This is a genomic window from Lunatibacter salilacus (genome assembly GCF_009797935.1).
In the GTDB taxonomy this organism is placed as follows: Bacteria; Bacteroidota; Bacteroidia; order Cytophagales; family Cyclobacteriaceae; genus Lunatibacter; species Lunatibacter salilacus.
Genome location: NZ_VOLC01000007.1, coordinates 270,578 through 287,138 on the forward strand (window position 1 = coordinate 270,578; position 16,561 = coordinate 287,138).

The 16,561-nt window shown below is 40.1% G+C and carries 19 protein-coding genes; 18 read left to right on the forward strand and 1 reads right to left on the reverse strand.

The genetic code is table 11. The features are described 5' to 3' along the window. Window positions 1–73 precede the first annotated feature (73 nt). From FQ608_RS12010 to FQ608_RS12060, 11 genes are all read left to right on the forward strand, one after another. A complete protein-coding gene (locus FQ608_RS12010; RefSeq protein WP_158858468.1) occupies window positions 74–889 on the forward strand; it encodes an enoyl-ACP reductase FabI in 816 nt (271 codons plus the stop codon). 439 nt (window positions 890–1,328) lie between these two features. Continuing rightward, window positions 1,329–2,021 carry a head GIN domain-containing protein gene (locus FQ608_RS12015; protein WP_158858469.1) on the forward strand — a complete coding sequence of 231 codons (693 nt, stop codon included), beginning with the start codon at window positions 1,329–1,331 and terminating at the stop codon, window positions 2,019–2,021. A 53-nt stretch (window positions 2,022–2,074) separates the two neighbouring features. Next, window positions 2,075–4,501 (forward strand): ABC transporter permease, encoded by a 2,427-nt coding sequence (locus FQ608_RS12020; RefSeq protein WP_158858470.1) that lies wholly within the window; start codon window positions 2,075–2,077, stop codon window positions 4,499–4,501. A 178-nt stretch (window positions 4,502–4,679) separates the two neighbouring features. Beyond that, entirely contained in the window at window positions 4,680–5,645 is a 966-nt protein-coding gene (locus FQ608_RS12025) for a ThuA domain-containing protein (RefSeq protein WP_158858471.1), read from the forward strand. A 26-nt stretch (window positions 5,646–5,671) separates the two neighbouring features. Beyond that, the gene (locus tag FQ608_RS12030) at window positions 5,672–6,526 is read left to right on the forward strand and encodes an alpha/beta hydrolase (RefSeq protein ID WP_158858472.1); all 855 of its coding nucleotides are present in this window, start codon (window positions 5,672–5,674) and stop codon (window positions 6,524–6,526) included. 153 nt (window positions 6,527–6,679) lie between these two features. Next, window positions 6,680–7,183: a ClbS/DfsB family four-helix bundle protein gene (locus tag FQ608_RS12035; protein ID WP_158858473.1), complete on the forward strand. Its 504-nt coding sequence runs from the start codon at window positions 6,680–6,682 to the stop codon at window positions 7,181–7,183. 405 nt (window positions 7,184–7,588) lie between these two features. Beyond that, window positions 7,589–7,963 (forward strand): hypothetical protein, encoded by a 375-nt coding sequence (locus FQ608_RS12040; RefSeq protein ID WP_158858474.1) that lies wholly within the window; start codon window positions 7,589–7,591, stop codon window positions 7,961–7,963. Continuing rightward, on the forward strand, window positions 7,960–8,844 hold the full coding sequence (locus FQ608_RS12045) for a hypothetical protein (RefSeq protein WP_158858475.1): 885 nt from the start codon (window positions 7,960–7,962) through the stop codon (window positions 8,842–8,844). Before FQ608_RS12040 ends, FQ608_RS12045 begins: the two co-directional genes overlap by 4 nt. A 113-nt stretch (window positions 8,845–8,957) precedes the next feature. Beyond that, window positions 8,958–9,488: a dihydrofolate reductase family protein gene (locus FQ608_RS12050; RefSeq protein WP_158858476.1), complete on the forward strand. Its 531-nt coding sequence runs from the start codon at window positions 8,958–8,960 to the stop codon at window positions 9,486–9,488. Window positions 9,489–9,686: 198 nt separating this feature from the next. Then, a complete protein-coding gene (locus FQ608_RS12055; protein ID WP_158858477.1) occupies window positions 9,687–10,163 on the forward strand; it encodes an RNA polymerase sigma factor in 477 nt (158 codons plus the stop codon). Then, window positions 10,160–10,714, forward strand: coding sequence for a hypothetical protein (locus tag FQ608_RS12060; protein ID WP_158858478.1), 555 nt, complete (start codon window positions 10,160–10,162; stop codon window positions 10,712–10,714). Before FQ608_RS12055 ends, FQ608_RS12060 begins: the two co-directional genes overlap by 4 nt. Before the next feature lie 168 nt (window positions 10,715–10,882). On the opposite strand, the gene FQ608_RS12065 is transcribed toward FQ608_RS12060, so the two are convergent. Further along, complete coding sequence (locus tag FQ608_RS12065; RefSeq protein ID WP_158858479.1) at window positions 10,883–11,716, reverse strand: phytanoyl-CoA dioxygenase family protein; 834 nt, start codon at window positions 11,714–11,716, stop codon at window positions 10,883–10,885. Between the two features lie 301 nt (window positions 11,717–12,017). On the opposite strand from FQ608_RS12065, the gene FQ608_RS12070 reads away from it, so the two are divergent. From FQ608_RS12070 to FQ608_RS12100, 7 genes are all read left to right on the forward strand, one after another. Next, window positions 12,018–12,314: a type II toxin-antitoxin system HigB family toxin gene (locus tag FQ608_RS12070; protein ID WP_158858480.1), complete on the forward strand. Its 297-nt coding sequence runs from the start codon at window positions 12,018–12,020 to the stop codon at window positions 12,312–12,314. A 17-nt stretch (window positions 12,315–12,331) separates the two neighbouring features. Next, window positions 12,332–12,700: a helix-turn-helix domain-containing protein gene (locus tag FQ608_RS12075; protein ID WP_158858481.1), complete on the forward strand. Its 369-nt coding sequence runs from the start codon at window positions 12,332–12,334 to the stop codon at window positions 12,698–12,700. A 306-nt stretch (window positions 12,701–13,006) separates the two neighbouring features. Next, window positions 13,007–13,159: a hypothetical protein gene (locus tag FQ608_RS12080; RefSeq protein WP_158858482.1), complete on the forward strand. Its 153-nt coding sequence runs from the start codon at window positions 13,007–13,009 to the stop codon at window positions 13,157–13,159. An 11-nt stretch (window positions 13,160–13,170) separates the two neighbouring features. Continuing rightward, complete coding sequence (locus FQ608_RS12085) at window positions 13,171–13,968, forward strand: alpha/beta hydrolase (RefSeq protein ID WP_158858483.1); 798 nt, start codon at window positions 13,171–13,173, stop codon at window positions 13,966–13,968. A gap of 295 nt (window positions 13,969–14,263) precedes the next feature. Further along, on the forward strand, window positions 14,264–14,572 hold the full coding sequence (locus tag FQ608_RS12090; RefSeq protein ID WP_158858484.1) for a nucleotidyltransferase domain-containing protein: 309 nt from the start codon (window positions 14,264–14,266) through the stop codon (window positions 14,570–14,572). 148 nt (window positions 14,573–14,720) lie between these two features. Further along, complete coding sequence (locus FQ608_RS12095; RefSeq protein ID WP_158858485.1) at window positions 14,721–15,224, forward strand: GNAT family N-acetyltransferase; 504 nt, start codon at window positions 14,721–14,723, stop codon at window positions 15,222–15,224. 448 nt (window positions 15,225–15,672) lie between these two features. Continuing rightward, the gene (locus FQ608_RS12100) at window positions 15,673–16,350 is read left to right on the forward strand and encodes a DUF6843 domain-containing protein (RefSeq protein WP_158858486.1); all 678 of its coding nucleotides are present in this window, start codon (window positions 15,673–15,675) and stop codon (window positions 16,348–16,350) included. Window positions 16,351–16,561 lie beyond the last annotated feature (211 nt).

The window sequence follows — 16,561 nt, forward strand, 5'->3', positions numbered from 1 at the left end:
GAAAAAATCAATTAAAATTAATTAGTTTTGCGGTACCCACTACCAAATAATCATCCAAAAATAAACATATACTATGCCTGAAAATTTATTAAAAGGAAAAAAGGGGATAATAACCGGTGCCCTTGACGAAAACTCCATAGCCTGGCAGGCTGCATTGAAGGCTAAGGAACAGGGAGCTAAATTTGTACTTACAAATGCTCCGATTGCGATGCGAATGGGTGCTATCAATGAATTGGCCACGGCCTGTGATACTATCGTAATTCCCGCTGACGCTACCTCCGTGGAGGATATAGAGAAGTTGTACGACGAAGCTAAGGAATTTTTGGGCGGAAACTTTGATTTTATACTCCATTCCATCGGCATGTCCCCCAACGTCCGAAAAGGCAGGTCATACGGTGATCTCAACTATGATTGGGTACAAAAATCCTATGATGTATCCGCTATTTCGTTTCATAAAATGTTACAGATTGCGGAAAAAAAAGATATACTTAACGAATGGGGTTCAGTGGTGGCACTTAGCTACATAGCCGCACAGCGGTCGTACCCTTTCTATAGTGACATGTCAGAAGCAAAGGCGATCTTGGAAAGTATTGCCAGAAATTATGGACAACGGTACGGCCTACTGAAAAAGGTTCGAGTAAATACCATCTCCCAATCGCCCACAAAAACCACCGCGGGATCCGGAATAAACGGTTTTGATGAATTCTTTGATTTTGCGGACATGATGTCCCCACTAGGCAATGCTTCGGCAGAGGCATGTGCTGAATACATTATCACCCTATTTTCAGACTATACGCGCATGGTGACCATGCAGAATTTATTTCATGACGGAGGCTATTCCTTTGCTGGGATTTCCCAGACCATCGTAGATAAGTACCTCACAAAATAAGGACAAGCCGGGATCTGATAGGATTCCGGCTTTTTTTATCATTTTTCATTCCGTAAGGCTTTTTATTCTTCAATATGAAAACTAAGAAATAGTCTTCCCGTGATATTTCATTTTCTAATTTACTCTCCTTCCCTCTCCAACGTACCGAATAGATTGTCTGATATCCATAGACCACCCGGTAGTCCCTGCCGGGCCAACCCCATACTACTAATGAATTGAATTTTTTCAAATCAGCACTGAAAAACAAGTCTTTATAGATAGCTTTCCTCAATTCTTCAGATGATCTTGACTCTCGTGTTAATTTGTCCGTACACGACCAAAAACATTTTACACCGGACAATAGAATCCGCCGTAATTGCTTGAAAATGCTATATTTTGGATACATTCAGTTGGCACAATCTGTGAAAATGGAAGTGAAATAAACAAACTATAATTTCACATGAAAATCTTCCAATTTCTCCTTTTCTCGCTCTCGTTTTGCTTCCTATCATTCGGAGTTCAGGCCCAGCAATCCGAAACCCGCACCCCAGGCAACTTCACCCAAATCCAATCTGGAGGTAGCTGGGATGTAGTTGTACAAACTGGAAATAAAGACGGGGTAAGACTCGAATCCAAAAATATACCGTTAAGCAAAGTAATCACGGAAGTATCAAATGGTACGCTGAAGGTATATTTAGAAAAAGGCAACCACCGCCAAATTGGGTTGACCGTGTATGTGACGGTAAAGAACATCGAAGGCTTATACAGCTCAGGTTCAGGAAATATGCACGTAAAATCGGACATCACATCCGGATCCCTTAGTCTTAAAAATTCCGGATCAGGAAACATCAGCCTCCAAAAAATTACCGCAGATTACCTGAAAGCGGTAATGAGTGGATCCGGTAGAATAAATGCTACAGGTGGTTCTGTTGGAGAAGTCTCGCTTTCGCAGTCAGGTTCCGGGGATTTTAGGGCAGAAAAAATGTCCGCCGATGCAATAAGTGTAAGAAAGTCGGGCTCAGGACAATCCCATTTTGGGAGGGTTGAACGCTTGGAAGTAAAAGCCTCCGGGTCGGGCAATGTCTATTATACTGGCAATCCCGAAATAGCCTCCATCTCCACTTCCGGATCATCGAAAGTGGTCAAACGATAGGCCTTTTTTAAAATAACACAGGCCGCTACAAAACCAATTTAACCAACGCCGCTATGCTCATCAATTATTTAAAAATCACCCTTCGGAATATTAAAAGAAATCCGCTGTATGTATCTATCAATATTTTTGGCCTGGCGGTTGGATTGGCTGTAAGCATATTGATATTGTTGTTTGTCCGCTATGAGCTGAGTTATGACAGATACCACGAACATGCGGACAGAATTGTGCGGGTTTCAAGGATGTGGTTTAATCAAAGTGGAGATATCAGCCTAAATATCGGGCATGCGGCGGCGCCCTTTGGTCCGCTAATCAAATCTGATTTTGAAAATGATGTGGAGCATGCCGTGCGGCTTTTTAATTTCAATCCGCTCGTAACCCATGAGCTAAACTCATTTGTTGAAGAGCATCTTTTCTTTGTAGATCCGGGGATTTTTGATGTTTTTTCATGGAAATTATTAGCCGGAAACCCAGAATCATTAGCCGAATTCAGTGATGCGATCATTTTGACTGAATCCATGGCGTACAAGTATTTCGGTGACGAATCACCTATGGGTAAAATGTTGCAACTGGAACTGCCCGGTCTAAAATCAATGTTTGAAGTGAGGGGAGTAATGGAGGATGTTCCGTCTAATTCCCATTTCCAAGTGGACTTTTTAGCCTCAATGAGTCCTGTTGAGGATTTTTATGGAGGAGCAGATGAGATGATGAAAAACTACGGCTCCAATAACTTTTCCACCTACCTCCTACTTGCCGAAGGTGTAACCCCAGCCAGTTTGGAAGCTAAGTTGCCAGGTTTGATTGACCGGCACATGGGGGAAATGCAAGCCGGAGTGCCGGCGTCAAAGGGAACCCAATTATCCCTTTGGCCACTTACGAGTATACATCTGCACTCGAACCTGGACTCAGAAATCGAACCTAACGGAAACATGGATTATGTGATTACCTACTTGGCCGTTGCGCTGTTTATTCTGCTGATTGCCTGCATCAACTTTATGAATCTATCCACCGCAAGGTCATCTCTGCGTTCGAAGGAGGTGGGAATTCGGAAGGTAATGGGAGCAGAACGATCCGGCTTGATAAAGCAATTTATGGGAGAATCCTTTATTATGGTAGGTATTGCCTTAGTTTTCGCTCTAATTCTAGTTCCTTTATTTCTCCCAATCTTTTCAAATTTCACTGGAAAAGAGCTGACAATAAACCTTCTTTTTCAACCCGAACATCTAATTGGGCTTGCCGGAATGGTAATAATCGTGGGGTTGGTAGCAGGAAGTTACCCCGCCTTATTTCTGTCCGGCTTTACCCCTTCCAAAGTACTGAAAGGGGTATTTAAAGCAGGCTCAGGACATAAACGATTTAGATCAGTCATGGTCATCGGTCAGTTTGCCATCTCCGTTATGTTGATCGTGGCAGTCATGGTGGTGATCCACCAACTGGATTTTATGCAGTCAAAAGATTTGGGATTCAAAAAAGAAGATATCGTCGTCCTGCCAGCCAGTCCTGCAATCAACGACAATTATATAATGTTCAAGGACAGGTTAGAAAATCAACCGGGTATTCAAGAGGTAAGTGTGTCGAGTAGAGTTCCTTCTGGTAGGCTATTGGACTCTCAGGGTACTTCCGCAGAGTTAAACGGGGAATTGAGCTCTATAGATGTTTGGGTTTCAGATGTCCATGTGGGTCACAATTTTATCCACACATATGGTATACAACTGGTAGCAGGTAGGGATTTTGATTATTTGCAGGCAACTGACTCCACAGAGGCCTTTGTTCTCAATGAAGCCGCTGTTCGGGCTATTGGTTGGAGTAATCCGGATGAGGCTATCGGGAAGCGTTTTAATTATGGATCCAGAAAAGGCTATGTGACAGGAGTAATAAAAGATTTTCATTTTGAATCCTTACACCAGCCCATTGTCCCGATTGTATTTATGATTCCTGAGGATAGAAATAATTTGGTCAGCATCAAACTGAATCCCGGTCAAAAAGCTGCAACGATGGATTACCTGAAAGAGGAATGGGAAGCGTTGAGACCGGGTTTCCCCTTTGAGCCTCGATTTGTAGATGAAGGTTTTGATGCCCAATACGAAGCTGAGGGTAAAGTCAAAACCATCTTTACATTTTTTGCTGGATTGGCGGTATTGATCTCCATGTTGGGACTTTTGGGTTTGACTACATTTGAGACAGCCCAAAGAACCAGGGAAATCGGCATACGTAAGGTAATGGGTGCAGAAGTATTCAGCATTGTCACTTTGCTCGGCAAGGATTTTTTGAAGTTGGTGTTGTTCGGGTTTTTGGTCGCAGTTCCTATGTCCTGGTATGGCATGACCCAGTGGTTGGATGGGTTTGCCTATCATGATGGTATTTCCTGGCAGGTATTTGGGATGGCAGGTTTGGTCGCTGGGTTAGTAGGTGCATTTACCGTCTCAGGTCAGGCGATAAAAGCAGCATTGGCTAACCCCATCCAATCGATTAAAAATGAATGAGCAACCGTAAAAGTCCCCCCTCATAACCTGCAATCTTTCGCAATCGTCGCATTCCTAGGGCTTTGGATGATTTTAATCTCAATTTTTTGGAAAATTTTTTACTTGGTCGACTACGGATAAATGGATATATTTAACCCTGAGATGGATTAAATACACATTCCTATCCAAACTAAACCCTATGACGGTGACCCGAAACCTTTTTCCGACAAGAGAATCCATCCCTTATTTTTACAGGCTGGTTTTTATTCTCCTATTTTTTTTTCTATTTTCTACTAAAATCCAAGCCCAAAAGAACGAATCGATTTCCGTTCTAATTGTGGATGGATTCAGCAACCATGACTGGAAGCAGACCACGGCTGTCACTAAATGGATATTGGAAGAGAGTGATCTCTTTAAAGTTGACATTAGCACCGTCCCAGCAGACAGTGCGGCAAGGATGGCTTGGCTGCCGAGTTTTGACAATTATGACGTCATCATCCAAAACACCAACAACATTCAGAATAAAAAAATTAAGTGGCCATTGGAAGCCGAAAAAGCACTTGAGGGTTACGTTAAGAATGGAGGTGGCTTATATATCCTACACTCAGCAAACAATGCATTCTCACATTGGAAGGAGTATGACGAAATGATTGGTTTGGGTTGGAGATCACAAGACGTAGGGACCTCATTGGAAATCGATACATCCGGAAACATCTTGCGATACGGTCCCGGCGAGGGAAAAGGTACCGGACATGGTGAGCGGTTTAACGCATTAGTTCAGATCCTTAACAGACACCCGATCAATGAGGGATATCCTGAGGCCTGGCAAACGGTAAATACGGAGGTTTATTATTTCCCACGAGGGGATGCCAAAAAATTGGAAGTCCTTTCCTATGCCTACGACAGCACAAGCACCCAAAAAATGTGGCCTGTGGAATGGGTGGTGGAGTATGGTAAAGGAAAAGTCTATAATTCAAGTTTGGGACATCTTTGGGAAGGAGAAACCTACCCTCCAGCCTATCAGTGTGCCGGATATCAGACTACCGTAGTTCGGGTAGCGGAATGGCTGGCTACCGGGAGAGTTACATTTCCCGTGCCATCTGATTTCCCAACAGCTTCTACACCTAGCTTGCGAGCAAATGAAGACTTTTTAAATCAAGAATAAAACCTAACAAACCTATTAGTATCTTTATGAAATCCTTTTTAATTGTCCTTATTAGCCTATCCATGCTTCAGCATGCCTTCTGTCAAAAACCCAACTATCAACCCCCGGCTGATTTTGACCAGGAAAGAAGTGGCATAACAAAGGGGCGGCTAGACACCATCAACTATTTCTCGCAAACCGTTGACACCATCCGGAGAGGCTTTGTATATCTGCCGCCGGCCTATTCTGAGACCAAAAAATATCCGGTTTTATACCTGCTGCACGGCATTGGAGGAGATGAGGAAGAATGGCTAAGGGGAGGAATTCCCCATATCATTTTGGACAACCTTTATGCGGAGAAAAAATTGGAACCCATGATTGTCGTATTGCCCAACGGACGTGCGATGAAGAATGACCGGGCGATGGGAAATATTATGGACAGAGAAAAGGTTGCGGCATTCGCTACATTCGAGGATGACCTGCTGAAGGACCTTATTCCATTTATAGAAGAAAATTATCCGGTACTTACTGACAGGGAAAATCGAGCCATTGCGGGGCTGTCAATGGGTGGTGGTCAATCCCTAAATTTCGGACTTGGCAATCTGGATACCTTTGCCTGGGTTGGAGGCTTTTCTTCCGCTCCGAACACCAAGGAGCCCGCACTTCTGGTTCCAGACCCCAAGGAAGCACGTGAGCTTTTAAAACTGCTTTGGCTATCCTGCGGGGACGAGGATCGGTTAATCCGGTTCAGCGAACGAACCCACGAATACTTAGTCAAAAACGATGTGCCCCATATTTACCATATAGAACCGGGAAGCCATGACTTTAAGGTGTGGAAAAACGGGCTGTATAATTTTTCCCAGTTGTTGTTTAGGCCGGTGGATAAGGGTATTTTGAATTGAATGTTTCTTATACATGGAATTATGGTTGTAGATAGAGTCGTCATTCTAGGATTTGTATTAACGATAATTTTCATTTTCTCCCTATTTGGAAGCGTACCTGATAATGCCCGGAATATTGCGTTCGTTTTCAATAGACAAAATATCTCAAATTAGATGCCAAGACCTCAAACTAAATCCGAACTGCTGCACCTAAGCAAACTAAATTTCGATAAATTGAATGACTTCATAAATTCTATGGAAGTCGAAGAGCAACACAAGGAGTTTCCACCGGGAACATTGAATAGAAATATCAGAGATGTGCTGATGCATCTTTATGAGTGGCATAAAATGACCTTGGGCTGGTACAAAACCGGAATAGATGGAGGGAAGCCAGAAATACCCGCAAAAGGATATACCTGGAAAACTATGCCTGAACTGAACAAAATAATCAGGGAGAAATATAGTAAAACAGGTCTTGAAGAAGCAAAAAAACATTTCAAATCCAGTTATGAGGAAATACGAAAGATAATTGAGAACCTCACTGACGAGCAATTATTTGAAAAGAAAAGATATAAATGGACGGGAACTACCTCCTTGGGTGCCTATCTTGTTTCTGCCACTTCGAGCCATTACGATTGGGCCTTGAAACTAATTAAGAGAGCAAAAAAGGTGCGCTGACTTAGTTTTGACGACATTTCGAAAATACAGACGTTAAGAATAAGAAGGTTACTATTAAAAAAAAAGGATCATCTAAGGAACGGAATATTGCGGTGATCCATATAAAAAATGATCACACAGTTTCCTTCTCCCGTTTAGACATCCGATTAAAGTAGTTATCAATCTGTTTCTTTGGTCTGAAATGATGCCGCATATGCATCTCCGCAAATTGAAAACATTCCTCCGTATTAAGATATCCACGCCCGGGATGGGCCACTTTACCGCAAAATGGGCTTGATGCAATTGCCATCGCTGTGATTAATTTCGTGGCATTAAAATTCTTGATAATGTTTTTTATAATGATAAACCATCTATTTATATTTATATTATTAATCTTTGGCTTTGGAAACACAAACGACCAGGCGTATGAAACATAAAGTCTATTTATCCCTGACAGATGAAGATCTGGAAAAGCTCAAGGCAGTTGTTGAATCTGGCGAATCCGACGATTTGAATAAGTTGATCAAGCTACTGACTGACAAGGAAGATAAAAACAAATATATTGAGCATCATGTCTATCTGGCCTTATCCGATATTAGTGGATTTGAACCCGAAAAATTCAATAATGACAGTGATTTGAAATATGACCTTGGATTAAGTCTCTACCATAAAAGAGCCCTAAAAAACTATTTTCAAAAAATTATTGCAGAATTGGATTCAGACAAAACTATCACCGTATCGGAATGTGAGAAATTGAAGAAGGTAAATGACTGTTTAAAACTGGTAAAGTCGAAAATATGAAGTTTTTATTTACGGTCGTACTGTTGATTTGTGTAGCGTTTACGGTACGCAGTCAAGACAGTTTTCTGGATAGATTTACATTGAGGCAGTCCTTTCAAAGTACAAACGCCAAGGCTGAACCTGCAATTTTTACCTTTACAAAACCAAAAGAAAAGGAAGCCTCTTGGCTGCTCAACGCCGCCATTGGGGTTAACCTGCTGGAAAGCAGCAATACTGTCCTGACTTTAAACCCATATTTTGAATACCATAAAAACACCTTAATTGATAGAGTGCAGGACAACTGGCAGGTCGGGGTTTCTTCGGAATGGCAAAGCAGGAAGCTTCCCCAAAAAGAATGGTCCCCCATTTTCATTACCGCTGTAAAGTACAATGAAGACAAAATCAAGAACAATACCTCCTTCCAAGGTAACTTCTACTTCACCCCACTCTTTAAGGGCAAGGCGATGAATCCCCTTTATTTTTGGATTCCAAACAATAGGTCAAATTTCGGTCGGGCCTTTCAGTTTTCCTATACGCCGTATATCGGGTTGGAAAATGAGAACCGGATAAATACAGAAATCGATGCCTCATCGGGGGGTATTTATAGGGCGGTCTTTCGAATAACGTCCGAAGTTTCTCTTTTTCCTCAGAATGAACTGTGGAGAGGTAAATTCGAATTCTATTTGGACTGGCAGTATAGAAACAACTTTAGAGAAACTGTAGCTGATTTGACAGCGGCCTACCATAAGTACTTTACCAGTAGTTTTAATTATACTTTCTTCTCAGAAGATGACGGCAACAAGTCAGCGAAAATCGGATTGGACTACACCAACGGAGAAAATCCGACAAGAAATTTTGAACAGCAATCCTTTTATGCTATAAGTTTGAAGGTTAAATTGTAACAACAAAAAATCGATTGGGTGGATTTCAAAACGACTGGTAACTCAAGGGTATCATCATTTGTAATGGTATTTGGATACAATTTTGTCCTTCATATAAAGAGGAAAAAATTATTATGAACAGAAAAGTATTCCTATTTATCGCAACAAGCTTGGACGGTTACATTGCACAGCCGAACGACAATCTTGATTTTCTTTCTATGGTCGAACAGGAAGGGGAAGATTATGGGTATTCGGAGTTCGTAAAGACCGTAGATACTGTCATCGTCGGAAGAAGGACCTACGACAAAGTACTGTCAATGGGTGTCGACTTTCCATACGCTGATAAAGATGTGTACATTATTACGCGCACCCCAAGACCGGATGAAGGTCATGTTAAATTCTATACTGGGGAGCTGAAACACCTGATTGAAACCTTAAAATCAACGAAAGGAAAAAATATCTTCTGTGACGGCGGTGCGGAAATTGTAAACGAGCTTTTGCGGAATGACCTGGTTGAGGAGTTTATTATTTCAATAATCCCCATTTTTGTGGGTGACGGAACAAAGCTTTTCAAGGACGGTCGGCCGGAACAACGGTTGGACCTGATTTCTGTGAAACAGTTTGACAAAGGATTAGCCCAACTGCATTATAGACGGCCTAACTAATTAGAAAGCTATATACTAAGTCGAAATCTCTCCAGGTACATTTTTAAGAAAATTAAACAAATCGGTTTCCGGCTATGCTGGGGATGCCTCCATTTAAACGCCTCTATCGTCCACCACATTATATTTCAAACATTTTCTAACTTAACTGTAAGTTTTTCCCCATTTTCTCAACTCATTTGAAAAATAGAATACGGGCATATGAAAGAAAAATTTCAGGAAGAGATAATTCGCCATCAGGCACTTATTCACAAAATATGCCACATATACCGGGATACTAGAGAAGAGCGTGAGGATCTGTTTCAGGATATCGTTTATCAGCTTTGGAAAGCCTATCCAAAATTTCAGGGAAAATCAAAGATCACCACATGGATGTACCGCATTGGCCTAAATACCGCCATCGCTACCTTCAGACAGCAGAAACTCGCCTTTTCAGCACTGCAAGATCAACAAGACTTTGTGGACAAATCAAATGATGTTGATCATGACCAAAGGGATCAGCTACTTTGGGCTATAAGACAGTTGAATGATGCGGACCGGGCCATCGTGGCACTCTATCTCGATGACTTAAGCTATCAGGAAATCAGCGAAATCATTGGTATTAATGAAAATTATGTGGGTGTAAGACTCAATAGGATAAAAGAAAAAATCAAAGAACTGTTAAATTTAAAGTTATGAATTTAGACGAATTAAAATGGAGTAACGCTTCTTTTGCGGACGAGCAGATCAGCAAAGAAACACTGGTTGGCCTGTTAGGCGTCAACAAACATAAGGTCTTGAAAAGAATCAAAACTCAATTAATCATAGAAAGTATTGCTTGGTCCGCTTTTCTGGCAGTCTACTATGATTTCTTTGATGGTCACCTTAGATCGGGAATATGGAATGGTCTTCTTGTAGTAGCAATTTGCCTCTTGCTAATCCACAATCTACTGGGATACCAGGTCACCAACAATCCGATTAACGGCATAAATATTTTAGAGTCACTCAGCAACTATCTGCTTAAACTTCGAAGATATGCCTATCTATCTATTTCAGCGAGGATTCTTGCAATTCTAATTCTTTTTGGATACTTTCTATCCGCAATGGATGTCTTTGAAATTCGACACTATTGGAGTTTCGCATTTCTGTTACTGCTGGTTTCTACACAGGCTTATTTGCTTTGGCAAATCTGGTCAAAACGGATCAAGATTATCAATTTGAAATATAAAGAACTGGTAAATAACTCATAAAAGGAGAATCTAGGGTTAGTCTCCCACCTAATCTCTAAAAGTCTTAAAAACCCGTTTCCGTAACATCCATTATACGACGACACACAGACAACCAGCCAAAAATGCCACACTTACTATTTAAATTCATCTCAAATGGGGAGAACCAGGACTTCATATTGAATATAATTTCTAAAAAAAGAGGCTGTCAAAAAACAGCCTCTTGTAGTGTCCGCCTCTTTCCTGCTTTTTTAACGCTAAACGAATAGCCCTTTCAACGGGCGAATGATCGACATCAGAATCCCCAATAGACAATTCCCGCTTTAACAACAAAGGCGGTTGTGCCATAAACTTGGGAATATTTCCCCTGTGGGCTTGTGCTGAATGAACCAGAAAGGGATGGCATAGGTATACAGTTCCCGCCTTGCCAGTTGCGTAAACCTCTTCCCTTTTGGGTAATAACTCTAACTTGTTTGCAAGGGTCATAAAAGAAAGACCCCAATCATCTTCTTTAGACAAAACCCTAGCAACATCAAGATGAGAACCTTTATAAATGACCGTTGGTGCATCGGCATCGCTGACATCAGAATATAAAACCAACATCAATAATGCCCGCCCTTTTGACTTTATATTGACACGCCATTCCATATAATTACCCGGATCGGTTCCCGGAAAACTTGCATCTACATGTTTCCCGGTATCAATCGGGACCTGACTAGAGGGAAAACGGACAGGAAATGTTCCCACACTCCGGCAAGGAAACCATTTATCTACTCCAACCAACTGATTGAAAGCATTATGAAGCTTCGGCGTGCTGATGGAATCAATAAAAGGTTGATCCGTATACATTCCCAAACGGATAACAGGTTCCGTCCAAGTAGTCGGATCTGATCTGTCACAAGGTAGATCCTCCCATAGAATATCCAAAGCCGCACCCGCGACCTCCTGAGAAAACGCATTATCAATGCGCACAAAGCCGTCAAGAATAAACTGCTCAATTTCATTTTTACTTAGGATTTCCGACATGATGTTTTTGATTTATAAACCAGTATTTGGGCATCAGAAATCTGCTGCCCAATCGACCTGGTGAAGATTGTTAATAGACTATCGAATAATAGAAAAGGTACGCTAGGTAAAGAAAATAGCGTATTGCTTAAGAACTAAGCCAGAAAAGAGAATTTATAACATTACAGTCATTCGCATACTGCAAAATTAAAAAGTTTTCGTAAACTAGCAAACCATCAAAGAAATGTGCATAATCGCAGCTTAAAAAATGGGTTCCCAAAATGAGAATTTTACCTTATATTTACAGAATATTTACGAATACATGGAAAGAATATTTTCGAAAAGTACACTAAGAGAATATTGGGAGAAACATACTGATGCAGAGCAATATCTAAAGACCTGGTATGATACGGCGATAAATGCAGATTGGAATACTCCGAATGATGTTAAAGAAGCCTACGCAAATGCCAGTATTTTAAAAGATAGCAGAATTGTATTTAATATAAAAGGTAACTCGTACAGACTAGTAGCTAAAATAAATTTTGAAAAACAATGGATCTTTATACGTTTTATCGGGACTCATGATGAGTACGATAAAATTGACGCAAATACCATATAAATTATAACCATAAGGAAATGACCATAAAACCTATAAAAACAGCGGAGGATTATAAAATTGCTTTAAAAAGACTGGAAGTTATCTTCGATGCTGCAATTGGAACTCCCGAAAGTGATGAAGCGGATGTTCTTGGATTGGTAGTTGATGAATACGAAAAGAAAAATTACCCGATTGAAGCACCGGACCCAATAGAAGCCATCAAGATTAGGATGGAAGAAATGAAACTGAAGCAAATAGATTTAGTGGATGCAATTGGTGGTAAGAGTAGGGTTTCTGAGGTTTTAAACCGCAAAAGGAAGTTAACAGTAGATATGATTAGAAATCTTACAAAAAGGTTAAATCTTTCGCCGGGACTATTAATAAATGATTATAAATTGGTCAGATAAAAAGTACGGCATGTAAATCAGCGCTGGAAAATATAAGGCCTCTATTAGTGAAAGTAAAATCTAAAATCGAATTGGATACGGTAAACAGTGTGGCGTTGCCCTGACAGATTTGTCACCACAAACTCACCCCAGCTTGCCGTTGTTTTTCAGGATGTTGGTTACGTCTTCCTCCGGCATTAAGAAACCATCTACCAAACCATTTAAGAAGAATCAACGAATACGAGGAGGAGATTTATGAATATAATCATAAATTAGAGGCGCTTGTCAAAGAGATTCCTTCGGACAATGATAAACAAATATGCTTATATGGACCAAAAACTGAGTTTTCGAAATGCAACTATTGCCGACAAAGAAGCTGTTTTTCTCTTGGCCAATCAACTCAGTGAATTTATCAAAATAAATAAAAAGATCTTTACCGATAACTATCAGGAAATGATTTCAGATAAAAAGTATCTATAAGTCGAAATACCATGAAGAGTACCTTTCAAATTCTGCTAATTATTTCAGGCTTATACATCCTATTATGCCTACTTGCGTATGTGCTCCAAGAGAAGTTATTATTCTTTCCTGGAAAGTTGGATGCGGATTATGAATTTGAATTCGATGGGGATTTTAAAGAAGTTAATATTCCAGTCGAAGAAGACGTAAATCTCCATGCTCTCCTCTTTAAAAGTGTCAATTCCAAAGGCTTGATATTTTACCTTCATGGTAACGCCGGATCCTTGGAAGCTTGGGGAAGAGTCGGGGAAACCTATGACAATTTTGGTTATGATACGTTTATTCTGGATTACAGGGGCTACGGAAAAAGTGATGGCCGGATTACGGGCGAAGACCAGTTATTTTCTGACGTTCAAATCGCATACGATTACATTAAGAAGTTATACAATGAGGAAGATATTATTATCCTGGGATATTCAGTGGGAACCGGACCAGCAAGCAAGCTGGCTTCTGCGAACAATCCCAAACTCCTTATACTCCAAGCTCCATTTTACAGCTTAGTTGATATGATGAAGAATATGTTTCCAATTTTTCCGGAATTCCTACTTAAGTATAGGTTTGAGAACAACAGATACATTCCGGATTGTACGATGCCGATTGTGATTTTCCATGGCACAAATGACGAGGTCATTCCATACGAACAGTCTTTAAAACTGAAACCGCTACTAAAAGCGTCAGACACATTGGTTACCCTGAAAGGTGAAGGACATAATGGGATGACTTATAATGCGGCGTATCTAGAATCTCTTCGGGAAATATTAGGGGATTAAAAGGAGAAAATACACGGTAAATATTTTGAACGATAGTTGTGGTTTTTATCCCGCATCTTTGGCACTGGTGTACCTATATTTCCTTCGACCTACAGGGCCAAGTTAATGATCAACGCGCCGTCGCGCTTTTTTAAAGCCTAGCACCAAAGGTGCAAAATCAGGGGTGAAGCCCTAGGTATAAATAAATCAATAGCCCCCCAGCGCCAACGGCGCGGGATCTCTGGTGCCTAATAGAAAAAGTGCATTCCATAATTTGACACCCAACTTTTCTTGGATTTTTTGTACATTTGATTCAATGGATAAAAGTATTGATTTCGCAGTAACTACATATCTTGACTTGATTAACGAGAAATTCCCGGATATCGAGCGGGTTTATTTATTCGGTTCATACGCAACAGGGAAATCAACAGAAGATAGTGATATTGATTTAGCAGTGATTTTTAAAACTTTAGATGATTCAATACGATTTGACATACAAGTTCAGTTAATGTTGTTGGCAGCAAAAATTGACTCAAGGATCGATCCAATTTCCAAGGAGGATTTTAATTCAGGAAATCCATTGGTCAATGAAATAAAAAAAACAGGAATTGAGTTAGCGGCATAACTTAAATAGTGGTTTTTTTTTTGAAAATTCTCTGTGTCTTCCGTGTTACCTCTGTGGTTCTTTTCAAAAATTGACATAGAGGTAAACCAATTAAAGTAAATTGAATTAATCGTTGTTTATCTAATTTAGTAGAAATCTTACCTACGCCATGATAACACTAAGGCCAGCTACCTTAAATGACCTAGAATTGGTTGAATACTGGGAAACAAAACAACACGTCATTGATTGTGATCCTGATGATGATTGGAATTGGGAAGAAGAGCTACGCAGAAACCCGGCATGGAGGGAACAGTTGGTGGCTGAATTGGATGGGGAGCCAATCGGATTTTTACAGATCATCGATCCATTTCTGGAAGAAACCCATTATTGGGGAGATGTGGAGCCAAGCAAAAGGGCAATCGATATTTGGCTGGGGGAGGAAAACAATCTAAACAAAGGCTATGGCACAAGGATTATGGAACTTGCTATTGAAAGATGTTTTCAAGACCCCGCTGTTGATGGAATTCTTATTGACCCCTTAAAATCAAATGTCAAAGCACACCGGTTTTATAAGCGGCTTGGGTTTGAGTTTATCGAAGAAAGGATATTTGAGGAAACCGTTTGTTTCGTGTTTGAATTGAGAAGAAAAACGGTAAAGGCATTCCTGAGGTGACAAAATCGCTGAAAGAGAATAAGTTTTTGAGTATTGGATAATAGGCGATATCCTTCCGAAGAATTTCGGAATTATTTTTCCTTTAATAAACAACCCATTTGTGGACTTCTGATAAAACTATACCCATTTAATGTATTCTTTTTTCGAGATTAAACAAAACGACATTAGGTTATCTAAATATCCTCTAAAACAATAAATGTATCTGTAATTAAAAATACCGCGATTAGGGTATTTTTTCTCAAAAAAGAAAGGCCTATCTTTAAAAACGAGTAAGGTAGTTTTAGAGGGTTGCTGCTTTTTAAAGATGTAAAACAAAGTGACCGGATTTGTAATTACTCGCAAGAGCCGAATTAAAATAAAAGGAGTAAAAACCAGACCAAGGTAGCCAATATTAGATATAGAGTCTGGAAAACCCAGACCAAGAAAGAAGTTGTAGTGCATTGAAAGAATGACAAAATCACAATCAAATACCTTATTAGGAATTTCAATAGTGTTATTTGCTATCGGAATTTTTTTCTTTTTGACATTTTGGCTAATGCTATTTGGTTTTGGCTTGATGGGAGTTGGAATAATTTTAAGTCTTCTATCAAAGAAAAACTGGAAGTATCAAGCATTGGTAATTGGACTTCCTATTGGATTTGTGGTTTTTGCTTTTATTAACGCTATCGCTATTCCAGAAAGGTTTTTAATTCCAGAAGACTTTCGTGGAGTTGTTTATGTGGTATTTGACCAAAAAGATGGAAAGGAAAAGGAATATGAAGGATTTCGTAGAATTTATAGGATTCCTAACAACGGAGTTCTTTTTACAAAATTCAGTGAAAATCAAGGACTCTTGAATCAAGACTTTTACTTTATTAAAAATGATGGAAGCCGAGAAAAAATTGATGTATTAGATGTTCGAGATTTCAATGAAAATCATACTACGAATCTTAACCCATCAGAACCTTCAAGAGATAGATTAGCGGTTTTCAATCCCGGAACTATGGGACAAACAACTACATCGAAAAATGAAAAGCAATACATTTTCACTGCATTTACAGTTGGAAAATATAGAGACATCGTACATCTAAATTATCTTGACGAGGAATATATTAAAACAGCAAAAATTGAGCAAAATAAAGAATGAAAACGCACTACAACATCACCTTGGATACATCGGGCGGTTTAGAGTAAATATAAAGCTCACTATCTTTAAGAAGTTAGGAGTAGGTTGGAAGCGAACGTTTCCAAATGCCCGCCGTCTCCAAGCTGAATCACGTTCTACTGCATTCAGGCGGCAACCGTGTTCCAAGTCTTTTTTCGGCCGGATACCTTATGGGATGTTCAGCCGGATGGAG

What these genes read in the sequence shown, in the direction of transcription:
- FQ608_RS12075 (WP_158858481.1), top strand. Translation starts at nt 12,332, where the DNA reads ATGACCATAAAACCTATAAAAACAGCGGAGGATTATAAAATTGCTTTA.
- FQ608_RS12100 (WP_158858486.1), top strand. Translation starts at nt 15,673, where the DNA reads ATGACAAAATCACAATCAAATACCTTATTAGGAATTTCAATAGTGTTA.
- FQ608_RS12040 (WP_158858474.1), top strand. Translation starts at nt 7,589, where the DNA reads ATGAAACATAAAGTCTATTTATCCCTGACAGATGAAGATCTGGAAAAG.
- FQ608_RS12055 (WP_158858477.1), top strand. Translation starts at nt 9,687, where the DNA reads ATGAAAGAAAAATTTCAGGAAGAGATAATTCGCCATCAGGCACTTATT.
- FQ608_RS12030 (WP_158858472.1), top strand. Translation starts at nt 5,672, where the DNA reads ATGAAATCCTTTTTAATTGTCCTTATTAGCCTATCCATGCTTCAGCAT.
- FQ608_RS12070 (WP_158858480.1), top strand. Translation starts at nt 12,018, where the DNA reads ATGGAAAGAATATTTTCGAAAAGTACACTAAGAGAATATTGGGAGAAA.
- FQ608_RS12025 (WP_158858471.1), top strand. Translation starts at nt 4,680, where the DNA reads ATGACGGTGACCCGAAACCTTTTTCCGACAAGAGAATCCATCCCTTAT.
- FQ608_RS12085 (WP_158858483.1), top strand. Translation starts at nt 13,171, where the DNA reads ATGAAGAGTACCTTTCAAATTCTGCTAATTATTTCAGGCTTATACATC.
- FQ608_RS12020 (WP_158858470.1), top strand. Translation starts at nt 2,075, where the DNA reads ATGCTCATCAATTATTTAAAAATCACCCTTCGGAATATTAAAAGAAAT.
- FQ608_RS12095 (WP_158858485.1), top strand. Translation starts at nt 14,721, where the DNA reads ATGATAACACTAAGGCCAGCTACCTTAAATGACCTAGAATTGGTTGAA.
- FQ608_RS12045 (WP_158858475.1), top strand. Translation starts at nt 7,960, where the DNA reads ATGAAGTTTTTATTTACGGTCGTACTGTTGATTTGTGTAGCGTTTACG.
- FQ608_RS12010 (WP_158858468.1), top strand. Translation starts at nt 74, where the DNA reads ATGCCTGAAAATTTATTAAAAGGAAAAAAGGGGATAATAACCGGTGCC.
- FQ608_RS12090 (WP_158858484.1), top strand. Translation starts at nt 14,264, where the DNA reads ATGGATAAAAGTATTGATTTCGCAGTAACTACATATCTTGACTTGATT.
- FQ608_RS12080 (WP_158858482.1), top strand. Translation starts at nt 13,007, where the DNA reads ATGGACCAAAAACTGAGTTTTCGAAATGCAACTATTGCCGACAAAGAA.
- FQ608_RS12060 (WP_158858478.1), top strand. Translation starts at nt 10,160, where the DNA reads ATGAATTTAGACGAATTAAAATGGAGTAACGCTTCTTTTGCGGACGAG.
- FQ608_RS12015 (WP_158858469.1), top strand. Translation starts at nt 1,329, where the DNA reads ATGAAAATCTTCCAATTTCTCCTTTTCTCGCTCTCGTTTTGCTTCCTA.
- FQ608_RS12065 (WP_158858479.1), bottom strand. Translation starts at nt 11,716, where the DNA reads ATGTCGGAAATCCTAAGTAAAAATGAAATTGAGCAGTTTATTCTTGAC.
- FQ608_RS12050 (WP_158858476.1), top strand. Translation starts at nt 8,958, where the DNA reads ATGAACAGAAAAGTATTCCTATTTATCGCAACAAGCTTGGACGGTTAC.
- FQ608_RS12035 (WP_158858473.1), top strand. Translation starts at nt 6,680, where the DNA reads ATGCCAAGACCTCAAACTAAATCCGAACTGCTGCACCTAAGCAAACTA.